Source organism: Edaphosphingomonas laterariae (assembly GCF_900188165.1).
GTDB lineage: Bacteria > Pseudomonadota > Alphaproteobacteria > Sphingomonadales > Sphingomonadaceae > Sphingomonas_E > Sphingomonas_E laterariae.
Genome location: NZ_FZOS01000027.1, coordinates 1 through 16,711, shown reverse-complemented (window position 1 = coordinate 16,711; position 16,711 = coordinate 1). Strand labels below are relative to the sequence as shown.

Below are 16,711 nucleotides of genomic sequence, written 5' to 3'. Positions count from 1 at the left end.
AGGCTCCGACCGCAAGGTCGGGGCCTTTCCCGTGCCCGCGGGAAAGCCGCCAGGCCCGGTGACCTGACCGGGCTGGAACTGCTCAGCCGGTCAGGATCGGGATCATGGTTTTCACATGGGCGTCGATCCGTTCCAGCACGGGCGGGGGGACCACCTCGCGTTCCGGCAGTGTCCACCATTTCGCATCGATGCGTTTCACCGTCTCGACAACGGCCTTGAGCACGGCAGGCTCGGGAAGCCTTGCCCGATTGGCAAACGTCTTCCAGCGGGCCGGGGCCAGGCCCTTGAAGGCCCGCTCGCCGCCCAGAGACAGCGCCAGCCCATCTGCCGGAATATAGGGAATGGTCGAAAGCATGTCGTAGATCGGTGCAAGAGCGGGCGTGTCGCCGTCGCCCGAATAGATCAGTGACCAGTTCTTGAGGTGCATGTCGCCATTGCCCATGACCACCGAGAAGGTCAGCCGCCGGACAAACTCCAGCGCGGCGAACGGCGAGATTGCCACATTCAGCACAGAGGCGATGTCGTGGGAGGCGGCGCCATCATATTTGCGCGCCGGGTACAGGCCGAAAACCTGCGCGAAATCCTCGATATGGATGCGCTCCCCGTCTGCCCCGCGATCAAAACGCCGCACGAGCAGGACCAGCCCCTCGGCAAGTGTTTCAAACTCTTCGGGAATGCCCTCGAACTGGTCTCGGCTGACCAGTTCCCGCTCAGGCACATTCATACCGATGGCTTCGGCAAGCGCGAGGTTCGCGAACTCGTTCTCGGACACGCCCGGAAAGGCGGTCGAGGGGAATTTCGCAATATATTGGCCCTCGTCATCCCCGAGCGGCAAGGTCAGCCCGCCGCCTTTGCCGGTGTTCTTCATCACCGAGAGCTTCATCTGCACGCCTGCCAGCGAGAAGCGAGCCTTGGGCCGTCCTTGGGGTGGCGCCACCCCGATGCCGGGTTGGCCGTCACTGGGCAGCACCCGAACGGCCCCCGGCAAATCCGCACCAAGGGTGGCCAGGAGATCGAAATCATTCCCCGGCCGCACATTGCCCGCATGGTGTTTTTCCATCGCCTCGCGCAGCCGGTCTTCGGGCAGCAGGTTGGCAAAGAAGGGCGGCAGGCTGCCTGCGACAGGTCGCGGATCCTTGCGCAGGCCCCCTGATGCCGCGCGCAGCGACAGGCTCAGAACCGGAATGCCGCCGGTCGCGCGATAGGCTGGATCAAGGCTGAAGGCGTTGAAATCACCCGGCGTCCTGACGATCGTGCCAACCTTCGCACTGTTCAGGAACACGTCCAGCGCGGTGATGGTCTCAGCGGTACGGACGGCTGTCATCGTCGCTCTCCGGTTGCGGGCTGAAGGCCGGATGATCATCCTCGGCCTCGGGGCGCAGAAGCGCCTCGATGGCGGGCACCATCGCCTGCGGGACCAGCATCATTTCCAGCCCAAGCGCCCTGGCAATGTTGATCAATGTCGTGGTGCGCGCAGCCGCCGCCCCCGTCTCGATGTCGCGGTAGCGCGGCCGCGATATACCGGCGAGATCAGCGACTTGCTCCTGGGTCAACCCCGCTGCAAGACGCGCGCGGCGAAAATGGTCGCCGATCAGCCTCAGTGTTTCTTCTTCCGCCTTCATGTGACGCCTTTACAGATCATTTTTGCGGCACTGATCTGGATGGGTATCATATCCAGCGCAGAACGCAAAGAAAATGATCTCCAAACATATCACGATCATTCCTCTTGGAGCGTTTGGGGATCATCTTGTGCTGGTCGGCGCTACGGCCAGCACAAGTGCTGCAATTGCGGCATACAGGCGAATCAGTCGGGCTGCATGCTCAGCCGTGCAGATAACGCCCTGGCCAGATTCGACGATTTCGTATGGCGTATCGGGCGAAGGCGACTAAAATAGCCGTAGTTCTGGAATGCGCGCCGGTCGCGATGGGAGGTGATCATGCATGATCACCGCTCGACAGTCGCGGGCCGCACGCGCGTTGCTGGGTTGGACGCAGGAGACGCTCGCTGACAAGGCCCGAATATCGCTGACTGCCCTGAAACGCCTTGAGTCCGAGAACCGGCTCGAGGTGTATGAGACAACGCGGGATCAGGTGCGCCGGGCGCTTGAAGCAGCAGGGATTGTTCTCCTGTCCACGGATCGCGGGCAAGGAGTATTGCTGGTTCATGACCAAGACGAGAAGATATACCGACAGATCCGTGACGCCTGACCGGCGCCGGCGACATCATCAATCCGCTGCGGCGGCCTATGCTCTGTGGCGACCCGCGACATGACATCTCCGGTTCCTCCCTTCGACGATATTGCACCTGTTAGCGACGAGCTGACCAAATATGATCGCGCGCATATCAAGCTCTATATGCGGCTGCTCGATGCCGCCGGTAATGGGGCGGAATGGACCGAAGCCGTCAATGTGCTGTTCGGAATTGACCCTGTTCGGGAACCTGAACGCGCCCGGCAGGTCCATGACAGCCATCTGGCACGGGCGCGCTGGATGACACAGAGCGGCTATCGTCAGCTGCTGCGTAATCCGACAGATCGGACCTGACCTCGCCGCCGTCGCACCAGTGATGCCTTCAGAGCATCACCCCATGTCTTTGTCCCGGCTTCCATCTCGGTAGAGGCGCCGCAATTCTTTCACGCTCCACCTGTGCAGTTTCAACCAGGAGCGGAGCAATGAAGCCGGATACATCCCGCTGGCGAGACCAGAACCAGTATGAATTCTACGATGCGCTGCCCGTTGAGGGTGTCGCCTGGGAATGCCTGCGGCGTAACGCCTCCTACCAGGCCAGTTTCGATGATCTTGTAGCGCAAGGCGCCGGGCATCTTCCCTTTGCGGATGATGTCCAACATCGCTGGGGGTTGCGATTTCCCGGCAGACCCCGGCTTTTCCGCGCTCGACCAACCGGTCATCTGGTCGCCTGTTGCCAATCCGGACATGCTGATGCTCGGGGCAGCGCCCGATTTTCTTCCGCCTTCTCCGTCCGCCTTATCGGTAGATCTTGCTGATGCCATCTGCGGACCAGAGGGGACATATGGTGTCTGCGACGCCAGAGACGGCGTTCAATATCTGATCCTCGCCGACACCGATGCCAATTCGCAGCCGGCGATCATTCTGCCACTTGACGAAAATCTGCCGGATCGGCTCGAAGCCATTCTCAGGCTCTGGCACATGCTGGCCGGGAAACCCGCGCGCCGCGACCCCAGGATGACGCCGTATCAGCGCCGGCGGTTTCGCCTGATGATGCAAGCTGCCGACGGAAACGCCAACCACGCGACCTATCGTGAGATTGCCATCGCCATCTACGGAGAGGCGCGCGTTCGCGCTGAGCCGTGGAAGACATCGGCTTTGCGAGCCTCTGTCATCGCCCTTGTCCGATCTGCCGCCGCGCTGATCGACGGCGGTTATCAGGACCTTTTGCGCCATCGTCGCAAACCCTGACACTGACGTCTGATCGAGGGTGAGGATTCTACCCCTTCGATCTTCCTCATCCCCCATGCCGCCGCGCCTTCGCCACCGTGCGCATGTCATGCCGTTGATCGTCAGCGGCATCCTGCACAACCACGGAGGCCACCCCATGCGACCTGATCTCGCCGCCTTGCCGCCACGCTATCTGCGCACCAAGGAAGCCGCCGATTTCCTCAGTCTGTCCGCGCGCACGCTGGAAAAGCACAGAACCTACGGAACGGGACCTGCCTATCACAAGCTCGGCGGCCGCGTTGTCTATTCGGTCGAGGATCTCGCAGCCTGGGTTGCGCGCGGATCGGTTACCTCCACGTCGGACCCACGCGGACAAGTTCTCCCGGCGAAACCTATGCCGCCGACCGCATTCACCTCGCCCAAGCGCATCACGCGCTGAACACGGCGGTCAGCCCCTGATGGCAGCGCAGCACCCATCCGCCTCGGAACGCGGGCAACTCGATCTGTTTCGGGCGCTTCCCGGGGAATTCGCACCACGAGACGCGCAGGATCTCATGGCCTATCCTTTCTTTTCCCTTTCCAAATCGCACCGTATCCGCCCGATTGACTTTGCCTTGGGCAACGTCTCGATCCGTGTCGAAGCTGTTCCCGATCACGGTATGGCGACGATCTGGGACGCCGATATACTGATCTGGGCGGCCAGCCAGATCGTGGAAGCGCGGGACGCCGGTCTGCGCACGTCGCGCCTGATGGCGGCAACGCCCTATGAAATCCTGACATTCACAGGGCGCGGAACCTCCCTGAGGGACTATCAGCGCCTGAAGGCGGCGCTGGACCGGCTGCAATCGACCACGGTTGCAACCTCGATCCGCCAGCGCGCGAATGGACGGCGACATCGCTTTTCGTGGATCAACGAATGGCACGAGCGGACCGATGCCAATGGCCGTCCGGACGGCATCGAGATGATCGTGCCCGACTGGTTCTACAGTGCGGTTCTGGATGACGCCCTGATCCTCACCATCGACCGGGCCTATTTCAATCTGACCGGCGGGTTGGATCGCTGGCTCTATCGCCTGGTGCGCAAGCATGGTGGGCGACAGAAAAACGGTTGGCGGTTCGACTTCCGTCACCTGCACCAGAAATCGGGCAGTCTGTCGCCGTTCAAGCGCTTCGCCTTCGAGCTGCGCGACATTATCCGCCGCCAGCCACTGCCCGGCTACACCCTGTTCGCCGAGGTCGAAACCGGCGGCCGGATGCTGCTCGCTTTCGAGCCTGTCCCGGCCTGTGGAAAACCTGTGGATAGTCTCGTGCTATCGGGAACCCGGACTATCGTGCCATCAGGAACCGGAGGCTCGTGCTATCGGGAACCCAAACACCTCCTATCCTTCGGTAACAAAAGCGATAATCGCGCCCTTAACTTAGAGTCTAACACAGAATCTAACTTTGAAGAGCGGCAGCGCGATGTGGAAAAGCTCATCGCGAAGGCTGGTGCGGCCCTCAGATCGGGTGCCCATAAAGGCAAGCTGACACCCCCAAAGCAAGGAGCGCCCGCGTCAACAAGCACGCCTGAACTTCCTCTCGGCAAACCGGGAGGACGGCGATGATTGTCGCGCTCCTCAATCAGAAAGGCGGCGTGGGCAAGACGACGCTGGCGCTGCATCTCGCCGGAGCCTGGGCCGCGGAAGGCAAGCGCGTCATCCTGATCGATGCCGACCCGCAAGGCTCCGCACTCGACTGGTCGGAGCGGCGCAGCGATGAAGGGCTGCCAAGGCTGTTCACCGTCATCGGACTTACCCGCGATACCCTGCACAGGGAGGCGCCGGAACTGGCGCGTGACGCGGATCATGTCGTCATTGATGGTCCGCCCCGTGTCGCTGGTCTGATGCGCTCTGCGTTGCTTGCAGCCGATCTGGCGCTGATCCCGGTGCAGCCATCGCCCTTCGACGGCTGGGCCTCGGCCGAGATGCTGGCGCTTCTGAGCGAAGCACGCATCTATCGTCCCGAGCTTGCCGCCCGTTTTCTGCTGAACCGATGCGGTGCGCGCACCATCATCGCCCGTGAAACGGCCCAAACACTAGCGGACCACGATCCACCCTTGCTGGCCACGACCATTGGCCAGCGCGTCGCCTTCGCTGAAGCCGCACAAACCGGGCGACTGGTCTCAGAGACCGATGGCGGCGAACGGGCTGCACTGGAGGTCACAGCGCTGGTGGCCGAGATCGATAGCCTCGGGCTCGGGAGGATTGTGCGATGACACGTCCACCCGCCAAATCCGGCTTCGCATCGCGTCCGGGCAATCCCGATAGCTGGGTCAGGGCCGCCGATGCGCCGGTAACAGGAAAGATGGCTGCCGAGGCGTTTACCGCCCGCCTGACCATCGACATCACGCCCGAGCTACGCGGGCGCATCAAGGTCGCTGCCTTCCGGCGCGGCGTCACGGTCGCCGTGATGTTGCGCGAGCTGCTGGTCCGCGAGTTTCCACCCACCGAAGGAGATCAGCCATGACCGGCAAGACCGCGTGTGCAGTGCATGAACATCCGCGGCCGGGCGGACCAGCTCCGTTCACCACATTGGTCGAACTGACCTTCCAGAAGAAGAAGGTCGAGCGCTGGATCAGGTTCGGTCACAAGAGCTTTGAGCAGATCATCGACCGCCGCTGCAGTCTGATCGGTTTTGCGCCCGAAAGCATCTTTGCCTTCGTCCGCTGGGCCTCCAACGATTACGGCACCATCGTCTCGCGGCTCGACATCCTGCGCGCCGTTGGTCGCGGCGAACCGTACCAGACCGTGCCCTTCGTTCGTCCTGGCTGCGAGATCCTGCTGCGTATTGATGGCTGGCGACAAGTCCAGCGGGTGCTGGCCCTGATTGATGCCGTGGACGCGCTTGGCATCGATCCGGCGGATGTTGCGCCGGACCATTGGCGGCACGTCCACAACCGCTTGAGTGCCGGTCAGGAACCCAACCCCTACACCCCGGAACGCCATGCCGCGTGGCTCAACCGCCGGAGGATCTGGACATGAGCCGCCGTCATATCCTCGCCGTGTCCATGCTGGCCGTCGGCACGCTTGTCGCCACGGCGGTTGCCGATCTGCCAACCCGGCTGATCTGGAACGCGACTGCCAGCGCGCCCATCGGCTTCTACACGGTTGCTCCCGCCGATACGCTCGAAATTCCAGAACTCGTCGTCATCATGCTGCCCGAACCGCTGGAGCGGTTCATGGTCGAGCGCGGCTATATCGGACGCGGCGTGCCGCTGCTGAAGCGTGTCCTCGGCCTGCCGGGACAGCGCGTCTGCCGCAACGGTGCGACCATTACCGTCGATCATGTCGAAATGGGGGACGCGCTGGAGCGCGACCGCATGGGCCGCGATCTGCCGGTCTGGCAGAGCTGCCGCATCATCGGCGACGGTGAACTCTTCCTCATGAATTGGGACGTCCGGGACAGCCTCGACGGCCGTTACTTCGGACCTGTTCCCGCCAGTTCCGTCATCGGCCGGGCGCTCCCGCTCTGGACCGATGAGGAAGGCGATGGCCGCTACGAATGGCGGGCGGCCACGCATTGAACCCACGCCAAATCCACAAACACAGGAGACATACCATGCCACAGATCGGTCAATTTGCGCGTGACGCATCCGGCTTCGCCGGTCAGCTCGTCACGCTCACCATGAAGCGCGATCTCGTTATCGTGCCCGCCGAACATTCCGATGCGGAGAATGCGCCGGACTATCGCGTCCATTTCATTGAACATGACGGGCCGGAGGTCGGTGCTGCATGGAAACGCACCGGCGAAAAGGCTGGCGAATATCTCTCGGTGCTGCTCGACGATCCCGCCTTACCGCAGCCGATCCGCGCCAATCTGTTTCGCGACGACGATGCAGGCTCGTCATGGTCGCTGCACTGGAGCCGCCCGCAGCCCCGCGAAGATCGGGACTGAGATCATGCGATCCCGCGCCCTTCTTATCTTCACGGCCCTTCTGTCGGCTGGCAGCGGCTCGATGCCGGCCATGGCGCAGGTCACGCCGCAACCCGCGCCTGTTACCGCGCATCCCCATGCTGCTTTCATTGCAGAGGCGTCACAGCGTTTCAGCATTCCAGAGCACTGGATTCGGGCCGTGCTGGGTGTGGAAAGCGCGGGCGATGTGCGCGCCATTTCATCGGCGGGCGCGATGGGACTGATGCAGGTCATGCCCGATACCTGGGCGGGCCTGCGCAGCCGCCATGGCCTCGGGCGCGATCCTTACGATCCGCGTGACAACATCCTCGCAGGTACGGCGTATCTGCGGGAGATGTGGGACCGCTATGGCAATGTCGCGGCCATGCTTGCCGCCTACAATGCCGGTCCCGGTCGCTATGACGAGCATCTGGCGACAGGTCGCACTTTGCCCGCAGAAACACGCGCCTATGTCGCCACGCTCGCACCTGTTCTCGGCAGGGCGACTGCGCCTGATGTGCCGACGATCGTGCCGCCGCCGCCACCGGATTGGCGCGAAGCCCCGCTCTTCGTTGCGCAATCCGGCGGCATTTCAGCGGCGGTTAATCAGCCATCGAGCGACATCCACGCAACCGCTTCTCTGCGCGATCCCGCCGTTCAGGAGCCGCAGGACAGCGGCATATTCGTGGCCCTTGCGAGCGATGGCGACAAGCCATGAGCATGGCGTTTACGCGCTCGTTCGGTCCATTTCCGGTGTGCAGTCAGGCTTGGGTGCGCCTGGCAGCATTCCCGGCAGGAAGGGCAAAAAGGGAAGGAAAGGCGGAGGGCAAGATAAAGGAAACCGGCACCCTGTCGGGGCGGTTTCTGGGCAAGCCCTTGTCTGCACACTGTTTTGGGGCGCGGCGCACGGCACCCTGCTTTTGGGTCTCGCGTGCCGCGATATGGCGCAAAGCCTTGGTTTTGTTGGGTTTTGACCGGCACTATAGCCTAATATCTGCCGTTTCCGTGTCTAAACGGCAGGGAATGGGCTCATGAGCGCCGACGACGAGAATCGCTTTCGCCCCAGGCCGGGCCGGATCAAATTCGACGTGCCGAAAGCGGGCAAAGCCAAGAGCTTTCTGACGCAGGCGAAGAAGCTGGCGCGTCAGCTTAGCAACAGCCCTAGTAGATCATCGTCATTCGCATCACGGACGTCCTCGTCGTCCTCATCGGGTTCGGCCGGAAAGAGCGGGAAGGCATCGCGCGCTGGCAAAGGTCCGGGCGTCAAGCGTGGCCGTGGCGCGGCCTATGTCCGCGCCCGAACCCTGTCGGGCGGGTGGCGTCACAGCGCAGCCGGAGTGCGTCGCGTCGTCGTCAAAACCCGATACGTTCAGAGCGCGGGGAGGAATGGCAAAGGTGCTGCCCATCTGCGCTACATCCAGCGCGACGGAACATCGCGTGATGGCCAACGTGGCCAGCTCTATTCGGCGACCGAGGACCGCGCTGATGGAGATGCCTTCCTTGATCGCGGCAAGGATGATCGCCACCAGTTCCGCTTCATCGTCTCGCCCGAGGATGCCGCCGATCTTTCCGATCTCACCGACCACACCCGCGATCTGATGAGCCGCATCGAGGCCGACCTTGGCACGAAACTCGATTGGGTGGCTGTCAATCACCACAATACCGGCCATCCCCATGTCCATGTCATTGTTCGGGGGAAGGACGATCTGGGCGAGAACCTGGTTATCAATGGTGACTATCTCGCCAATGGTATTCGTGAGCGGGCGAGCGAACTGACCACGCTGGAACTCGGCCCCGTGACCGAGATCGAGCAGAGCCGCAAGCTGTCTGCCGAAATCGATCAGGACCGCTTCACGCGCATCGACCGCGCCATGACCGAGGAAGCCGACGAAAGGTTCCTCGATCTGCGCCACGAACCGGCAGATGCACGCCGCCAGTTCAACCGCACACTTCGCCTGCGCCGTCTCGCCAAGCTGGAAAAGATGGGGCTGGCTAGGGAACATGCACCCGGCGTCTGGGAGCTTGGCGCGAAGATGGAACCGGCGCTGCGTGAACTCGGTGAGCGCGGTGACATCATCCGCAACATGCACAAGGCGCTGAAGGCCGATGGGCAGGAACGTGATCCGATGACCTTCCAGCTTCACGATGCCGCACCCGCGGCGCCCATCACCGGCCGCGTCGTGGACAAATATCTCACCGACGAGATGGGCGAGAACCTGACGCTCGTGGTGGACGGCATCGACGGGCGAACACACCATCTTCCCGGCATTGATCCGGCCCGCGTTGAAGATGCCCGGATCGGCAGCATCGTGGAAGTCGGTCCCGCCGATACAGCGCAACGTCCCTCTGATCGCACCATCGCTGCGATCTCGGAAAATGGTATCTACCGACCGAGCTGCCACCTCGAACAGGCGAAGTTCGAGGGACGTGTGCCGGGTGGCGATTATGAGGGCTATGTCGATGCCCATGTCCGGCGATTGGAGTCGCTACGCCGGGCCGGGATTGCCGAGCGGATCGACGCCGACCAGTGGCGCATCCCCGAAGACTTCGAGAGCCGCGCCACCGCCTATGATGCCGGTCGCAACCGGCAGGCCAGCATCCGTGTCGTCTCGACCTTCGATCTGGAAAAACAGATCGGCGCCGATGGCGCGACCTGGCTGGACCGGCGATTGGTCACACCGGACGCCTCGGACCTTACCCCGGCAGGGTTCGGCCAGCAGGTGCGCGAGGCTATGGACCAGCGGCGTGAACACCATATCGCACAGGGCGATGCCACGCGGCAGCAGAATGGACGCATCCTCTATCGGCGCAACCTGCTCGCCAATCTGCGAGAAAGGGAAGTGGCCCGCGTCGGTGCGGAAATGGCCAGCAGCAAAGGCTTGCCGTTCCGGGCGGCTGCCGATGGCGAAAATATCAGCGGCAAGTTCACCGGGATCGCACATCTATCGAGCGGCAAGTTCGCCATTGTCGAAAAGAGCCACGAGTTCACTCTTGTCCCATGGCGGCCAGTGATCGACCGCCAGCTCGGCCGCGAGGTTGCGGGCATCGTGCAGGGTGGATCGGTATCGTGGCAAATGGGGCGAACACGAGGGCTCGGGATTTGAGCCTTTGCCGATCTGGCACCTCGCAAATTGTTCTGTCGACATCGGCATCTGAAAGGGCCTGTCCGATGTGCCGCCGATAGTATCCGGCAACACGGCACCCCTGCTTTTCCTGTTGCCGCTTTCGAAAACGTCTATTCTTTGATCGGCTCCGACTCTCTTGCCGATTGGAGCCTGTATGCGTGGTGGCCGAATACTCTGGGGCCAGATCATTGTTGTATTCACCATTGTCCTGGTGATGGTCTGGACTTCGACGCAATGGGTGGCCTTCCGCCTTGGCTTTCAGCCCCAGCTCGGCAATCCGTGGTTCGATGTTGCGGGATGGCCGGTCTATTATCCTCCGGCCTTCTTCTGGTGGTGGTTTTCCTATGACGCCTATGCGCCCGGTATTTTCACCGAAGGCGCGTTCATCGCCACGTCCGGGGCGTTGTTCGCTATCGCCGCCGCTTTTTTCATGTCGATCATCCGGGCGCGCGAGGCGCGCAACGTCGCCACCTACGGATCGGCCAGATGGGCCGAGGACAAGGAAATCCATGCTGCCGGACTGCTCGGTCCCGATGGCGTGGTCCTTGGCAGGCACAGCAAGGACTATCTCCGGCACGACGGCCCCGAGCATGTCCTTTGTTTCGCGCCCACCCGATCAGGCAAAGGCGTCGGTCTCGTTGTGCCGACGCTGCTGACCTGGCCGGGAAGTTGCATCGTGCACGACATCAAGGGTGAGAACTGGAATCTGACGGCCGGCTTCCGGTCCCATCACGGCCGCGTCCTGCTGTTCGATCCGACCAATGTGCATTCCGCAGCTTACAACCCACTGCTGGAAGTCCGTCAGGGGGAGTGGGAAGTCCGCGATGTCCAGAACATCGCGGATATTCTGGTCGATCCCGAGGGCAGTCTCGACAAGCGCAACCATTGGGAAAAGACCAGCCATTCGCTACTGGTCGGCGCCATCCTGCATGTTCTCTATGCCGAGAAGGACAAGACGCTGGCGGGGGTCGCGAGCTTTCTGTCCGATCCGCGCCGTCCGGTCGAGGCGACCTTGCGCGCCATGATGGACACGCCGCATCTGGGCGAAGCCGGTGTGCATCCCGTCATCGCCTCATCGGCACGCGAGCTGTTGAACAAATCCGAGAACGAACGCTCCGGCGTGCTGTCCACGGCGATGTCCTTTCTCGGTCTCTACCGAGATCCGGTCGTGGCCCGCGTGACGGCCCGCTGCGACTGGCGCATTGCTGATCTGGTCGGAGCAAAAGAACCGGTCAACCTCTACCTCGTCGTACCGCCCTCGGACATCAACCGGACCAAGCCGCTGATCCGTCTGATCCTCAATCAGGTCGGGCGGCGGCTGACCGAGGAACTGGAAACCACCGGAAAACGCCATCGTCTCCTGTTGATGCTGGACGAGTTCCCCGCGCTCGGGCGGCTTGATTTCTTTGAATCGGCGCTCGCCTTCATGGCCGGCTACGGCCTCAAAGCGTTCCTGATCGCGCAGTCGCTCAACCAGATCGAGCGGGCCTATGGACAGAACAACGCCATTCTCGACAACTGCCATGTGCGTGTCGCCTTTGCCGCAAACGATGAACGCACCGCCAAGCGGATCAGTGATGCGCTCGGCACGGCCACGGAAATGCGCGATTCCACCAACTATGCGGGCCATCGCCTCGCGCCCTGGCTCGGGCATCTCATGGTTTCGCGGCAGGAAACAGCGCGGCCGCTCCTGACACCGGGCGAGATCATGCAGCTTCCGCCAACCGACGAGATCGTCATGGTAGCGGGTGTGCCGCCCATCCGCGCCGCCAAGGCGCGCTACTATGCCGATGCGCGGCTTCAGGAACGGGTGCTGCCGCCGCCCGATCTGCACAAGCAGTCGGTGAAGATGGAAACATCGGCACCAGACGACTGGACGAGCCGTGTTGTTGCGGCCGCGGCCGGCCACGGACCCGCGTCGAACAGGTCCGACGACGATCCTGCCAATGCCGGTATCCGTCTTGAGCCGGAGCTTCCCGAACATGAGGAAATCATCCCGCCACCACCGCCGCCATCGCAGGAGTTCGATTTTCTCGATGATGAGCCCGACGTCGATGCCGCCAAAGCCCGTGCCATGCGTCAGCGGATGCGCATGGTCGCGCGGCAGGCGTCACTCGACCCAAATGACGGCATCGAGCTTTGAGAAGGAAGACAGGCATGACGAGTCGCACCCGCATGAATGTCTACTTCTCCCCGGATCTGCTGAAGCAGGTCGAGGGTCTGGCGCTGCGTCGCAATGTTTCAAAATCCGCAGTGATCGAGGCTGCGGTAGCATCCTTCCTGTCCGGTGACACGACCGAACGGCTGGAAGCCGCAATGTCGCGACGCCTGGATAAGCTTGGCCGCCAGTTCGATATGCTGGACGAAGATGTCGCCATCCTCGGCGAGACGCTTTCGCTGTTCGTACAATTCTGGCTCACCATGACGCCGCCGCTGTCAGATAGCGCGAAACAGTCGGCACGCATCAAGGGCAACGAGCGCTTCGAAGGCTTCATGCAGACGCTGGGCAAGCGCCTGGCTTCCGGCGACAGATTCCTGAAAGAGTTGTCGCGGGATATCGATTCGCTTCACGATCTTTCGTCACAAGGCCAGTCCGAAGCGGATGGAAACCAGCTCTGAACTTTCGATCCATCCTATTTACCGCCCTGCGCCGCCGATGCCCGCACACGCGTAAACATCTGTTGAAACGGCCCTAAATCAGGTTCTTTTAATCGACCCCAATCCGGGGTCCGTCTTTTGCGCGTCCCGCCATGAACGGGGCCGCCATGACCGCATCACATCAGAAACCCGAGACGATTGCGCGTGGTGCGCGGATGCTGCGCACCGCGCTCGGTACATCGATTGCCCGGTTTCTGGAAGATCCAGCTGTGGTCGAGGTGATGCTGAATCCCGATGGCCGCATCTGGGTGGATCGGCTCTCCGAAGGGCTGGCCGATACGGGGGAGAGGCTGTCGGCTGCCGATGGCGAGCGGATCGTCAGGCTGGTCGCCCATCATGTCGGCGCCGAGGTTCATGCCCGCAATCCGCGTGTGTCGGCTGAACTGCCCGAGACCGGAGAGCGCTTCGAAGGGTTGCTGCCGCCTGTCGTCACGGCGCCGACCTTTGCCATCCGCAAGCCTGCCGTCGCGGTGTTCACGCTCGACGACTATGTAAACGCCGGGATCATGACCAGTGCTCAGGCCGAGGTGCTGCGCCTGAACGTCGCCACGCGCGCCAATATCCTTGTCGCGGGCGGCACCTCGACCGGAAAAACCACGCTGACCAACGCGCTGCTGGCAGAAGTCGCCAAGACTTCGGACCGCGTCGTGATCATTGAAGACACGCGCGAACTGCAATGCGCCGCGCCCAATCTGGTCGCGATGCGCACCAAAGATGGCGTGGCGACGCTCTCCGATCTGGTGCGTTCGTCGCTACGCCTGCGCCCGGATCGCATCCCGGTCGGCGAGGTGCGCGGGTCCGAAGCTCTCGACCTCCTTAAAGCCTGGGGCACCGGCCATCCGGGCGGGATCGGCACCATCCATGCCGGTTCCGGCATTGGCGCGCTGCGACGCCTCGAACAGCTCATCCAGGAAGCCGTCATCACCGTCCCGCGCGCCCTGATTGCCGAGACAATCGACCTCGTCGCCGTTCTTGCCGGACGCGGCTCTTCCCGCCGGCTGGTCGAACTCGCCCGCGTCGATGGGCTGGGGCCGGACGGCGATTACGCCATCACGCATCCCATCACTTTGGCAACCACCCCGAAAGGAAACCCTTCATGATCCGCACGATTTCACGCGGCTGCCGCATCATGGCAACCGCCGCTGCCACTGTTTCCATCAGTCTGATGCTGGCGCCTGCCGCACACGCCTCCGGCTCCTCCATGCCCTGGGAGGCCCCGCTTCAGTCGATCCTCCAGTCGATCGAGGGTCCTGTCGCCAAGATCATCGCCGTCATCGTCATCATCGCCACCGGCCTGGCGCTGGCCTTCGGTGATACCTCCGGCGGCTTCCGCCGCCTGATCCAGATCGTCTTCGGCCTGTCCATCGCCTTCGCCGCGTCGAGCTTCTTCCTGTCGTTCTTCTCGTTCGGCGGCGGGGCGCTCATCTGATGGCGGGTGGCCTCGAACAGCTCGACGCGGTGCCGGGCTTCTCCATCCCGGTTCACCGGGCGCTGACCGAGCATATCCTGCTCGGCGGCGCACCGCGTTCGATTGCCATCGTCAACGGCACGCTGGCCGGCGCCGTCGGCCTCGGCCTTCGTCTCTGGCTGGTTGGCATCGCCATCTGGGCGGTCGGTCATTTCCTCGCGGTATGGGCTGCCAAACGCGATCCGCTTTTTGTCGAGGTGGGCCGCAGGCACCTGCGCATACCCGGTCATCTGTCAGTGTGAGGGCGCGGCCATGATGAACCTCACCGAATATCGCCGTACCGCTACCCGCCTCGCGGATTTCCTGCCCTGGGCCGCGCTGGTTGGCTCGGGCGTCGTGCTGAACAAGGACGGCAGTTTCCAGAGGACTGCGAAGTTTCGCGGGCCGGATCTGGATTCCGCTGTTGCCGCCGAACTGGTCGCGGTCGCCGGGCGTATCAACAACGCCGTGCGCCGCCTCGGCTCCGGCTGGTCGATCTTTGTTGAGGCACAACGAAGCGAAGCCGCGACCTATCCCGGCAGCCAATTTCCTGATCCGGCCTCCGCTCTTCTCGATGCCGAGCGCAAAGCTGCCTTCGAGGAAGCGGGCACGCATTTCGTGTCAGGCTACTTCCTGACCTTCCTCTGGCTGCCACCCGCCGAAGATGCGGCTCGCGCCGAGACCTGGCTCTACGAGGGCCGTGAGCAATCCGGCGTCAATCCATGGGAGCTGATGCGCGGCTTCATCGACCGCACCGACCGCGTGCTGGCGCTGCTCGACGGCTTCATGCCCGAATGCCACTGGATCGATGACGCGGGCACGCTGACCTATCTCCATTCCACGATTTCCACGAACCGCCATCGTGTTCGCGTGCCCGAAGTGCCCATGCACCTCGATGCGCTGCTGGCCGATCAGCCGCTGACTGGCGGGTTGGAACCGCGCCTTGGTGACAAGCATCTGCGCGTCCTGACCATTATCGGCTTTCCGACAGCGACCACGCCCGGCCTGCTCGACGAGATGAACCGGCTCGCGTTCCCGTATCGCTGGTCCACCCGCGCCATCCTGATGGACAAGACGGACGCGACGAAACTCCTCACCAAAATCCGCCGTCAATGGTTCGCCAAGAGAAAATCCATCGCCGCGATCCTCAAGGAGGTGATGACCAACGAGCAATCGGCGCTGGTGGACACCGATGCGTCCAACAAGGCGCTCGATGCCGACATGGCCTTGCAGGAACTGGGCGCTGACGTCGCCAGCATGGCCTATGTCACAGCAACCGTCACCGTCTGGGACGCCGACCCCCGTATCGCCGACGAGAAGCTGCGTCTGGTCGAGAAGATCATTCAGGGCCGTGACTTCACGGCCATGCCGGAAACTGTCAATGCCGTCGATGCCTGGCTAGGCTCGATCCCCGGACATGCCTACGCCAATGTCCGGCAGCCGCCGATCTCGACGCTCAACCTCGCCCACATGATCCCTCTATCGGCCGTGTGGGCGGGGCCGGAACGGAACGAACATCTCGGAGCGCCCCCCTTGCTGTACGGCAAGACCGAAGGTTCGACTCCGTTCCGGCTTTCCCTTCATGTCGGCGACGTGGGCCATACCCTCGTCGTCGGCCCGACCGGCGCGGGCAAGTCCGTGCTGCTGGCGCTGATGGCGCTGCAATTTCGCCGCTATGATCGCAGCCAGATTTTCGCTTTCGATTTCGGGGGATCGATCCGGGCATCCGCGCTCGCCATGGGTGGCGACTGGCATGATCTCGGCGGTGGATTGACCGAGGGATCGGAGGTTTCCGTTTCCCTGCAACCGCTGGCGCGGATCGATGATGCCTATGAACGGTCATGGGCCGCTGACTGGATCGCCGCGATCCTGATGCGTGAAGGCATGATCATCACGCCGGAGGTGAAGGAGCACATCTGGACGGCGCTGACATCGCTGGCATCCGCCCCGGCGGGGGAACGGACCATCACCGGCCTTGCCGTGCTGCTGCAATCCAACGATCTGAAACAGGCGTTGCGCCCTTACTGCATTGGCGGCGCTGACCGGCCCCCGCCGAGTGGCCCGCTGGGATTGTTAGTGCATTGAAGCCTCCATCGCCAGTGTCGGCCGTAGGTGGAGCGAAGCGGAACCGGAG

Annotated in this window: 19 protein-coding genes and 2 pseudogenes; 19 read left to right on the top strand and 2 right to left on the bottom strand. The window is 62.8% G+C overall.

Translation table 11 applies throughout. From position 1 onward, the window contains the following. Positions 1-82: 82 nt before the first annotated feature. Entirely contained in the window at positions 83-1,324 is a 1,242-nt protein-coding gene (locus tag CHB74_RS17265; protein WP_009450557.1) for a type II toxin-antitoxin system HipA family toxin, read from the bottom strand. Further along, the gene (locus CHB74_RS17260) at positions 1,302-1,622 is read right to left on the bottom strand and encodes a helix-turn-helix domain-containing protein (protein ID WP_009450556.1); all 321 of its coding nucleotides are present in this window, start codon (positions 1,620-1,622) and stop codon (positions 1,302-1,304) included. The genes CHB74_RS17265 and CHB74_RS17260 overlap by 23 nt, the downstream gene beginning before the upstream one ends. 319 nt (positions 1,623-1,941) lie before the next feature. Here CHB74_RS17260 and CHB74_RS17255 point away from each other — a divergent pair, with 319 nt between their 5' ends. From CHB74_RS17255 to trbE, 19 genes and pseudogenes are all read left to right on the top strand, one after another. Next, on the top strand, positions 1,942-2,208 hold the full coding sequence (locus CHB74_RS17255) for a helix-turn-helix domain-containing protein (RefSeq protein ID WP_089220810.1): 267 nt from the start codon (positions 1,942-1,944) through the stop codon (positions 2,206-2,208). 45 nt (positions 2,209-2,253) lie between these two features. Then, the gene (locus CHB74_RS17250; protein WP_425442305.1) at positions 2,254-2,544 is read left to right on the top strand and encodes a DNA -binding domain-containing protein; all 291 of its coding nucleotides are present in this window, start codon (positions 2,254-2,256) and stop codon (positions 2,542-2,544) included. A 128-nt stretch (positions 2,545-2,672) separates the two neighbouring features. Continuing rightward, positions 2,673-3,005 (top strand): transcriptional regulator domain-containing protein, encoded by a 333-nt coding sequence (locus CHB74_RS22825; protein WP_219436409.1) that lies wholly within the window; start codon positions 2,673-2,675, stop codon positions 3,003-3,005. Continuing rightward, entirely contained in the window at positions 2,935-3,438 is a 504-nt protein-coding gene (locus tag CHB74_RS17240; protein WP_035746338.1) for a DUF2285 domain-containing protein, read from the top strand. Before CHB74_RS22825 ends, CHB74_RS17240 begins: the two co-directional genes overlap by 71 nt. 136 nt (positions 3,439-3,574) lie before the next feature. Beyond that, complete coding sequence (locus CHB74_RS17235; RefSeq protein ID WP_035746363.1) at positions 3,575-3,856, top strand: helix-turn-helix transcriptional regulator; 282 nt, start codon at positions 3,575-3,577, stop codon at positions 3,854-3,856. A gap of 19 nt (positions 3,857-3,875) precedes the next feature. Beyond that, a pseudogene (locus tag CHB74_RS17230) lies at positions 3,876-4,697 on the top strand (replication initiator protein A); the annotation flags it as partial. Between the two features lie 320 nt (positions 4,698-5,017). Beyond that, complete coding sequence (gene parA / locus CHB74_RS17225) at positions 5,018-5,671, top strand: ParA family partition ATPase (protein ID WP_066700619.1); 654 nt, start codon at positions 5,018-5,020, stop codon at positions 5,669-5,671. Continuing rightward, positions 5,668-5,922: a hypothetical protein gene (locus CHB74_RS17220; RefSeq protein ID WP_066700618.1), complete on the top strand. Its 255-nt coding sequence runs from the start codon at positions 5,668-5,670 to the stop codon at positions 5,920-5,922. Before parA ends, CHB74_RS17220 begins: the two co-directional genes overlap by 4 nt. Then, positions 5,919-6,437, top strand: coding sequence for a DUF2840 domain-containing protein (locus tag CHB74_RS17215; protein WP_015740154.1), 519 nt, complete (start codon positions 5,919-5,921; stop codon positions 6,435-6,437). The genes CHB74_RS17220 and CHB74_RS17215 overlap by 4 nt, the downstream gene beginning before the upstream one ends. Beyond that, positions 6,434-6,979, top strand: coding sequence for a S26 family signal peptidase (locus tag CHB74_RS17210; RefSeq protein WP_179220892.1), 546 nt, complete (start codon positions 6,434-6,436; stop codon positions 6,977-6,979). The genes CHB74_RS17215 and CHB74_RS17210 overlap by 4 nt, the downstream gene beginning before the upstream one ends. Next, positions 6,958-7,350, top strand: coding sequence for a DUF736 domain-containing protein (locus CHB74_RS17205; RefSeq protein ID WP_425442304.1), 393 nt, complete (start codon positions 6,958-6,960; stop codon positions 7,348-7,350). The genes CHB74_RS17210 and CHB74_RS17205 overlap by 22 nt, the downstream gene beginning before the upstream one ends. Before the next feature lie 4 nt (positions 7,351-7,354). Beyond that, complete coding sequence (locus tag CHB74_RS17200; protein WP_066700616.1) at positions 7,355-8,065, top strand: lytic transglycosylase domain-containing protein; 711 nt, start codon at positions 7,355-7,357, stop codon at positions 8,063-8,065. A gap of 313 nt (positions 8,066-8,378) precedes the next feature. Next, the gene (locus CHB74_RS22740) at positions 8,379-10,451 is read left to right on the top strand and encodes a relaxase/mobilization nuclease domain-containing protein (RefSeq protein ID WP_089220806.1); all 2,073 of its coding nucleotides are present in this window, start codon (positions 8,379-8,381) and stop codon (positions 10,449-10,451) included. A gap of 175 nt (positions 10,452-10,626) precedes the next feature. Continuing rightward, the gene (locus CHB74_RS17190; protein ID WP_015740162.1) at positions 10,627-12,615 is read left to right on the top strand and encodes a conjugal transfer protein TraG; all 1,989 of its coding nucleotides are present in this window, start codon (positions 10,627-10,629) and stop codon (positions 12,613-12,615) included. Between the two features lie 14 nt (positions 12,616-12,629). Next, positions 12,630-13,091, top strand: coding sequence for a ribbon-helix-helix domain-containing protein (locus CHB74_RS17185; protein WP_015740163.1), 462 nt, complete (start codon positions 12,630-12,632; stop codon positions 13,089-13,091). Positions 13,092-13,237: 146 nt separating this feature from the next. Next, a complete protein-coding gene (gene trbB / locus CHB74_RS17180; protein ID WP_035746328.1) occupies positions 13,238-14,230 on the top strand; it encodes a P-type conjugative transfer ATPase TrbB in 993 nt (330 codons plus the stop codon). Positions 14,231-14,259: 29 nt separating this feature from the next. Further along, positions 14,260-14,559: a TrbC/VirB2 family type IV secretion system protein gene (locus CHB74_RS17175; protein WP_229825726.1), complete on the top strand. Its 300-nt coding sequence runs from the start codon at positions 14,260-14,262 to the stop codon at positions 14,557-14,559. Continuing rightward, positions 14,559-14,840, top strand: coding sequence for a VirB3 family type IV secretion system protein (locus tag CHB74_RS17170; protein WP_015740165.1), 282 nt, complete (start codon positions 14,559-14,561; stop codon positions 14,838-14,840). Before CHB74_RS17175 ends, CHB74_RS17170 begins: the two co-directional genes overlap by 1 nt. A gap of 10 nt (positions 14,841-14,850) precedes the next feature. Continuing rightward, a pseudogene (gene trbE, locus CHB74_RS17165) lies at positions 14,851-16,617 on the top strand (conjugal transfer protein TrbE); the annotation flags it as partial. Between the last annotated feature and the right edge of the window lie 94 nt (positions 16,618-16,711).

Excerpts from the sequence above, each read along its gene's own strand:
- CHB74_RS17185 (WP_015740163.1), top strand. The coding sequence starts at position 12,630 with ATGACGAGTCGCACCCGCATGAATGTCTACTTCTCCCCGGATCTGCTG.
- CHB74_RS17255 (WP_089220810.1), top strand. The coding sequence starts at position 1,942 with ATGATCACCGCTCGACAGTCGCGGGCCGCACGCGCGTTGCTGGGTTGG.
- CHB74_RS17210 (WP_179220892.1), top strand. The coding sequence starts at position 6,434 with ATGAGCCGCCGTCATATCCTCGCCGTGTCCATGCTGGCCGTCGGCACG.
- CHB74_RS17170 (WP_015740165.1), top strand. The coding sequence starts at position 14,559 with ATGGCGGGTGGCCTCGAACAGCTCGACGCGGTGCCGGGCTTCTCCATC.
- CHB74_RS17175 (WP_229825726.1), top strand. The coding sequence starts at position 14,260 with ATGGCAACCGCCGCTGCCACTGTTTCCATCAGTCTGATGCTGGCGCCT.
- CHB74_RS17235 (WP_035746363.1), top strand. The coding sequence starts at position 3,575 with ATGCGACCTGATCTCGCCGCCTTGCCGCCACGCTATCTGCGCACCAAG.
- CHB74_RS17240 (WP_035746338.1), top strand. The coding sequence starts at position 2,935 with ATGCTGATGCTCGGGGCAGCGCCCGATTTTCTTCCGCCTTCTCCGTCC.
- CHB74_RS17200 (WP_066700616.1), top strand. The coding sequence starts at position 7,355 with ATGCGATCCCGCGCCCTTCTTATCTTCACGGCCCTTCTGTCGGCTGGC.
- CHB74_RS22825 (WP_219436409.1), top strand. The coding sequence starts at position 2,673 with ATGAAGCCGGATACATCCCGCTGGCGAGACCAGAACCAGTATGAATTC.
- CHB74_RS17205 (WP_425442304.1), top strand. The coding sequence starts at position 6,958 with ATGGCGGGCGGCCACGCATTGAACCCACGCCAAATCCACAAACACAGG.
- CHB74_RS17220 (WP_066700618.1), top strand. The coding sequence starts at position 5,668 with ATGACACGTCCACCCGCCAAATCCGGCTTCGCATCGCGTCCGGGCAAT.
- CHB74_RS17265 (WP_009450557.1), bottom strand. The coding sequence starts at position 1,324 with ATGACAGCCGTCCGTACCGCTGAGACCATCACCGCGCTGGACGTGTTC.
- CHB74_RS22740 (WP_089220806.1), top strand. The coding sequence starts at position 8,379 with ATGAGCGCCGACGACGAGAATCGCTTTCGCCCCAGGCCGGGCCGGATC.
- CHB74_RS17215 (WP_015740154.1), top strand. The coding sequence starts at position 5,919 with ATGACCGGCAAGACCGCGTGTGCAGTGCATGAACATCCGCGGCCGGGC.
- trbB (WP_035746328.1), top strand. The coding sequence starts at position 13,238 with ATGACCGCATCACATCAGAAACCCGAGACGATTGCGCGTGGTGCGCGG.
- parA (WP_066700619.1), top strand. The coding sequence starts at position 5,018 with ATGATTGTCGCGCTCCTCAATCAGAAAGGCGGCGTGGGCAAGACGACG.
- CHB74_RS17190 (WP_015740162.1), top strand. The coding sequence starts at position 10,627 with ATGCGTGGTGGCCGAATACTCTGGGGCCAGATCATTGTTGTATTCACC.
- CHB74_RS17260 (WP_009450556.1), bottom strand. The coding sequence starts at position 1,622 with ATGAAGGCGGAAGAAGAAACACTGAGGCTGATCGGCGACCATTTTCGC.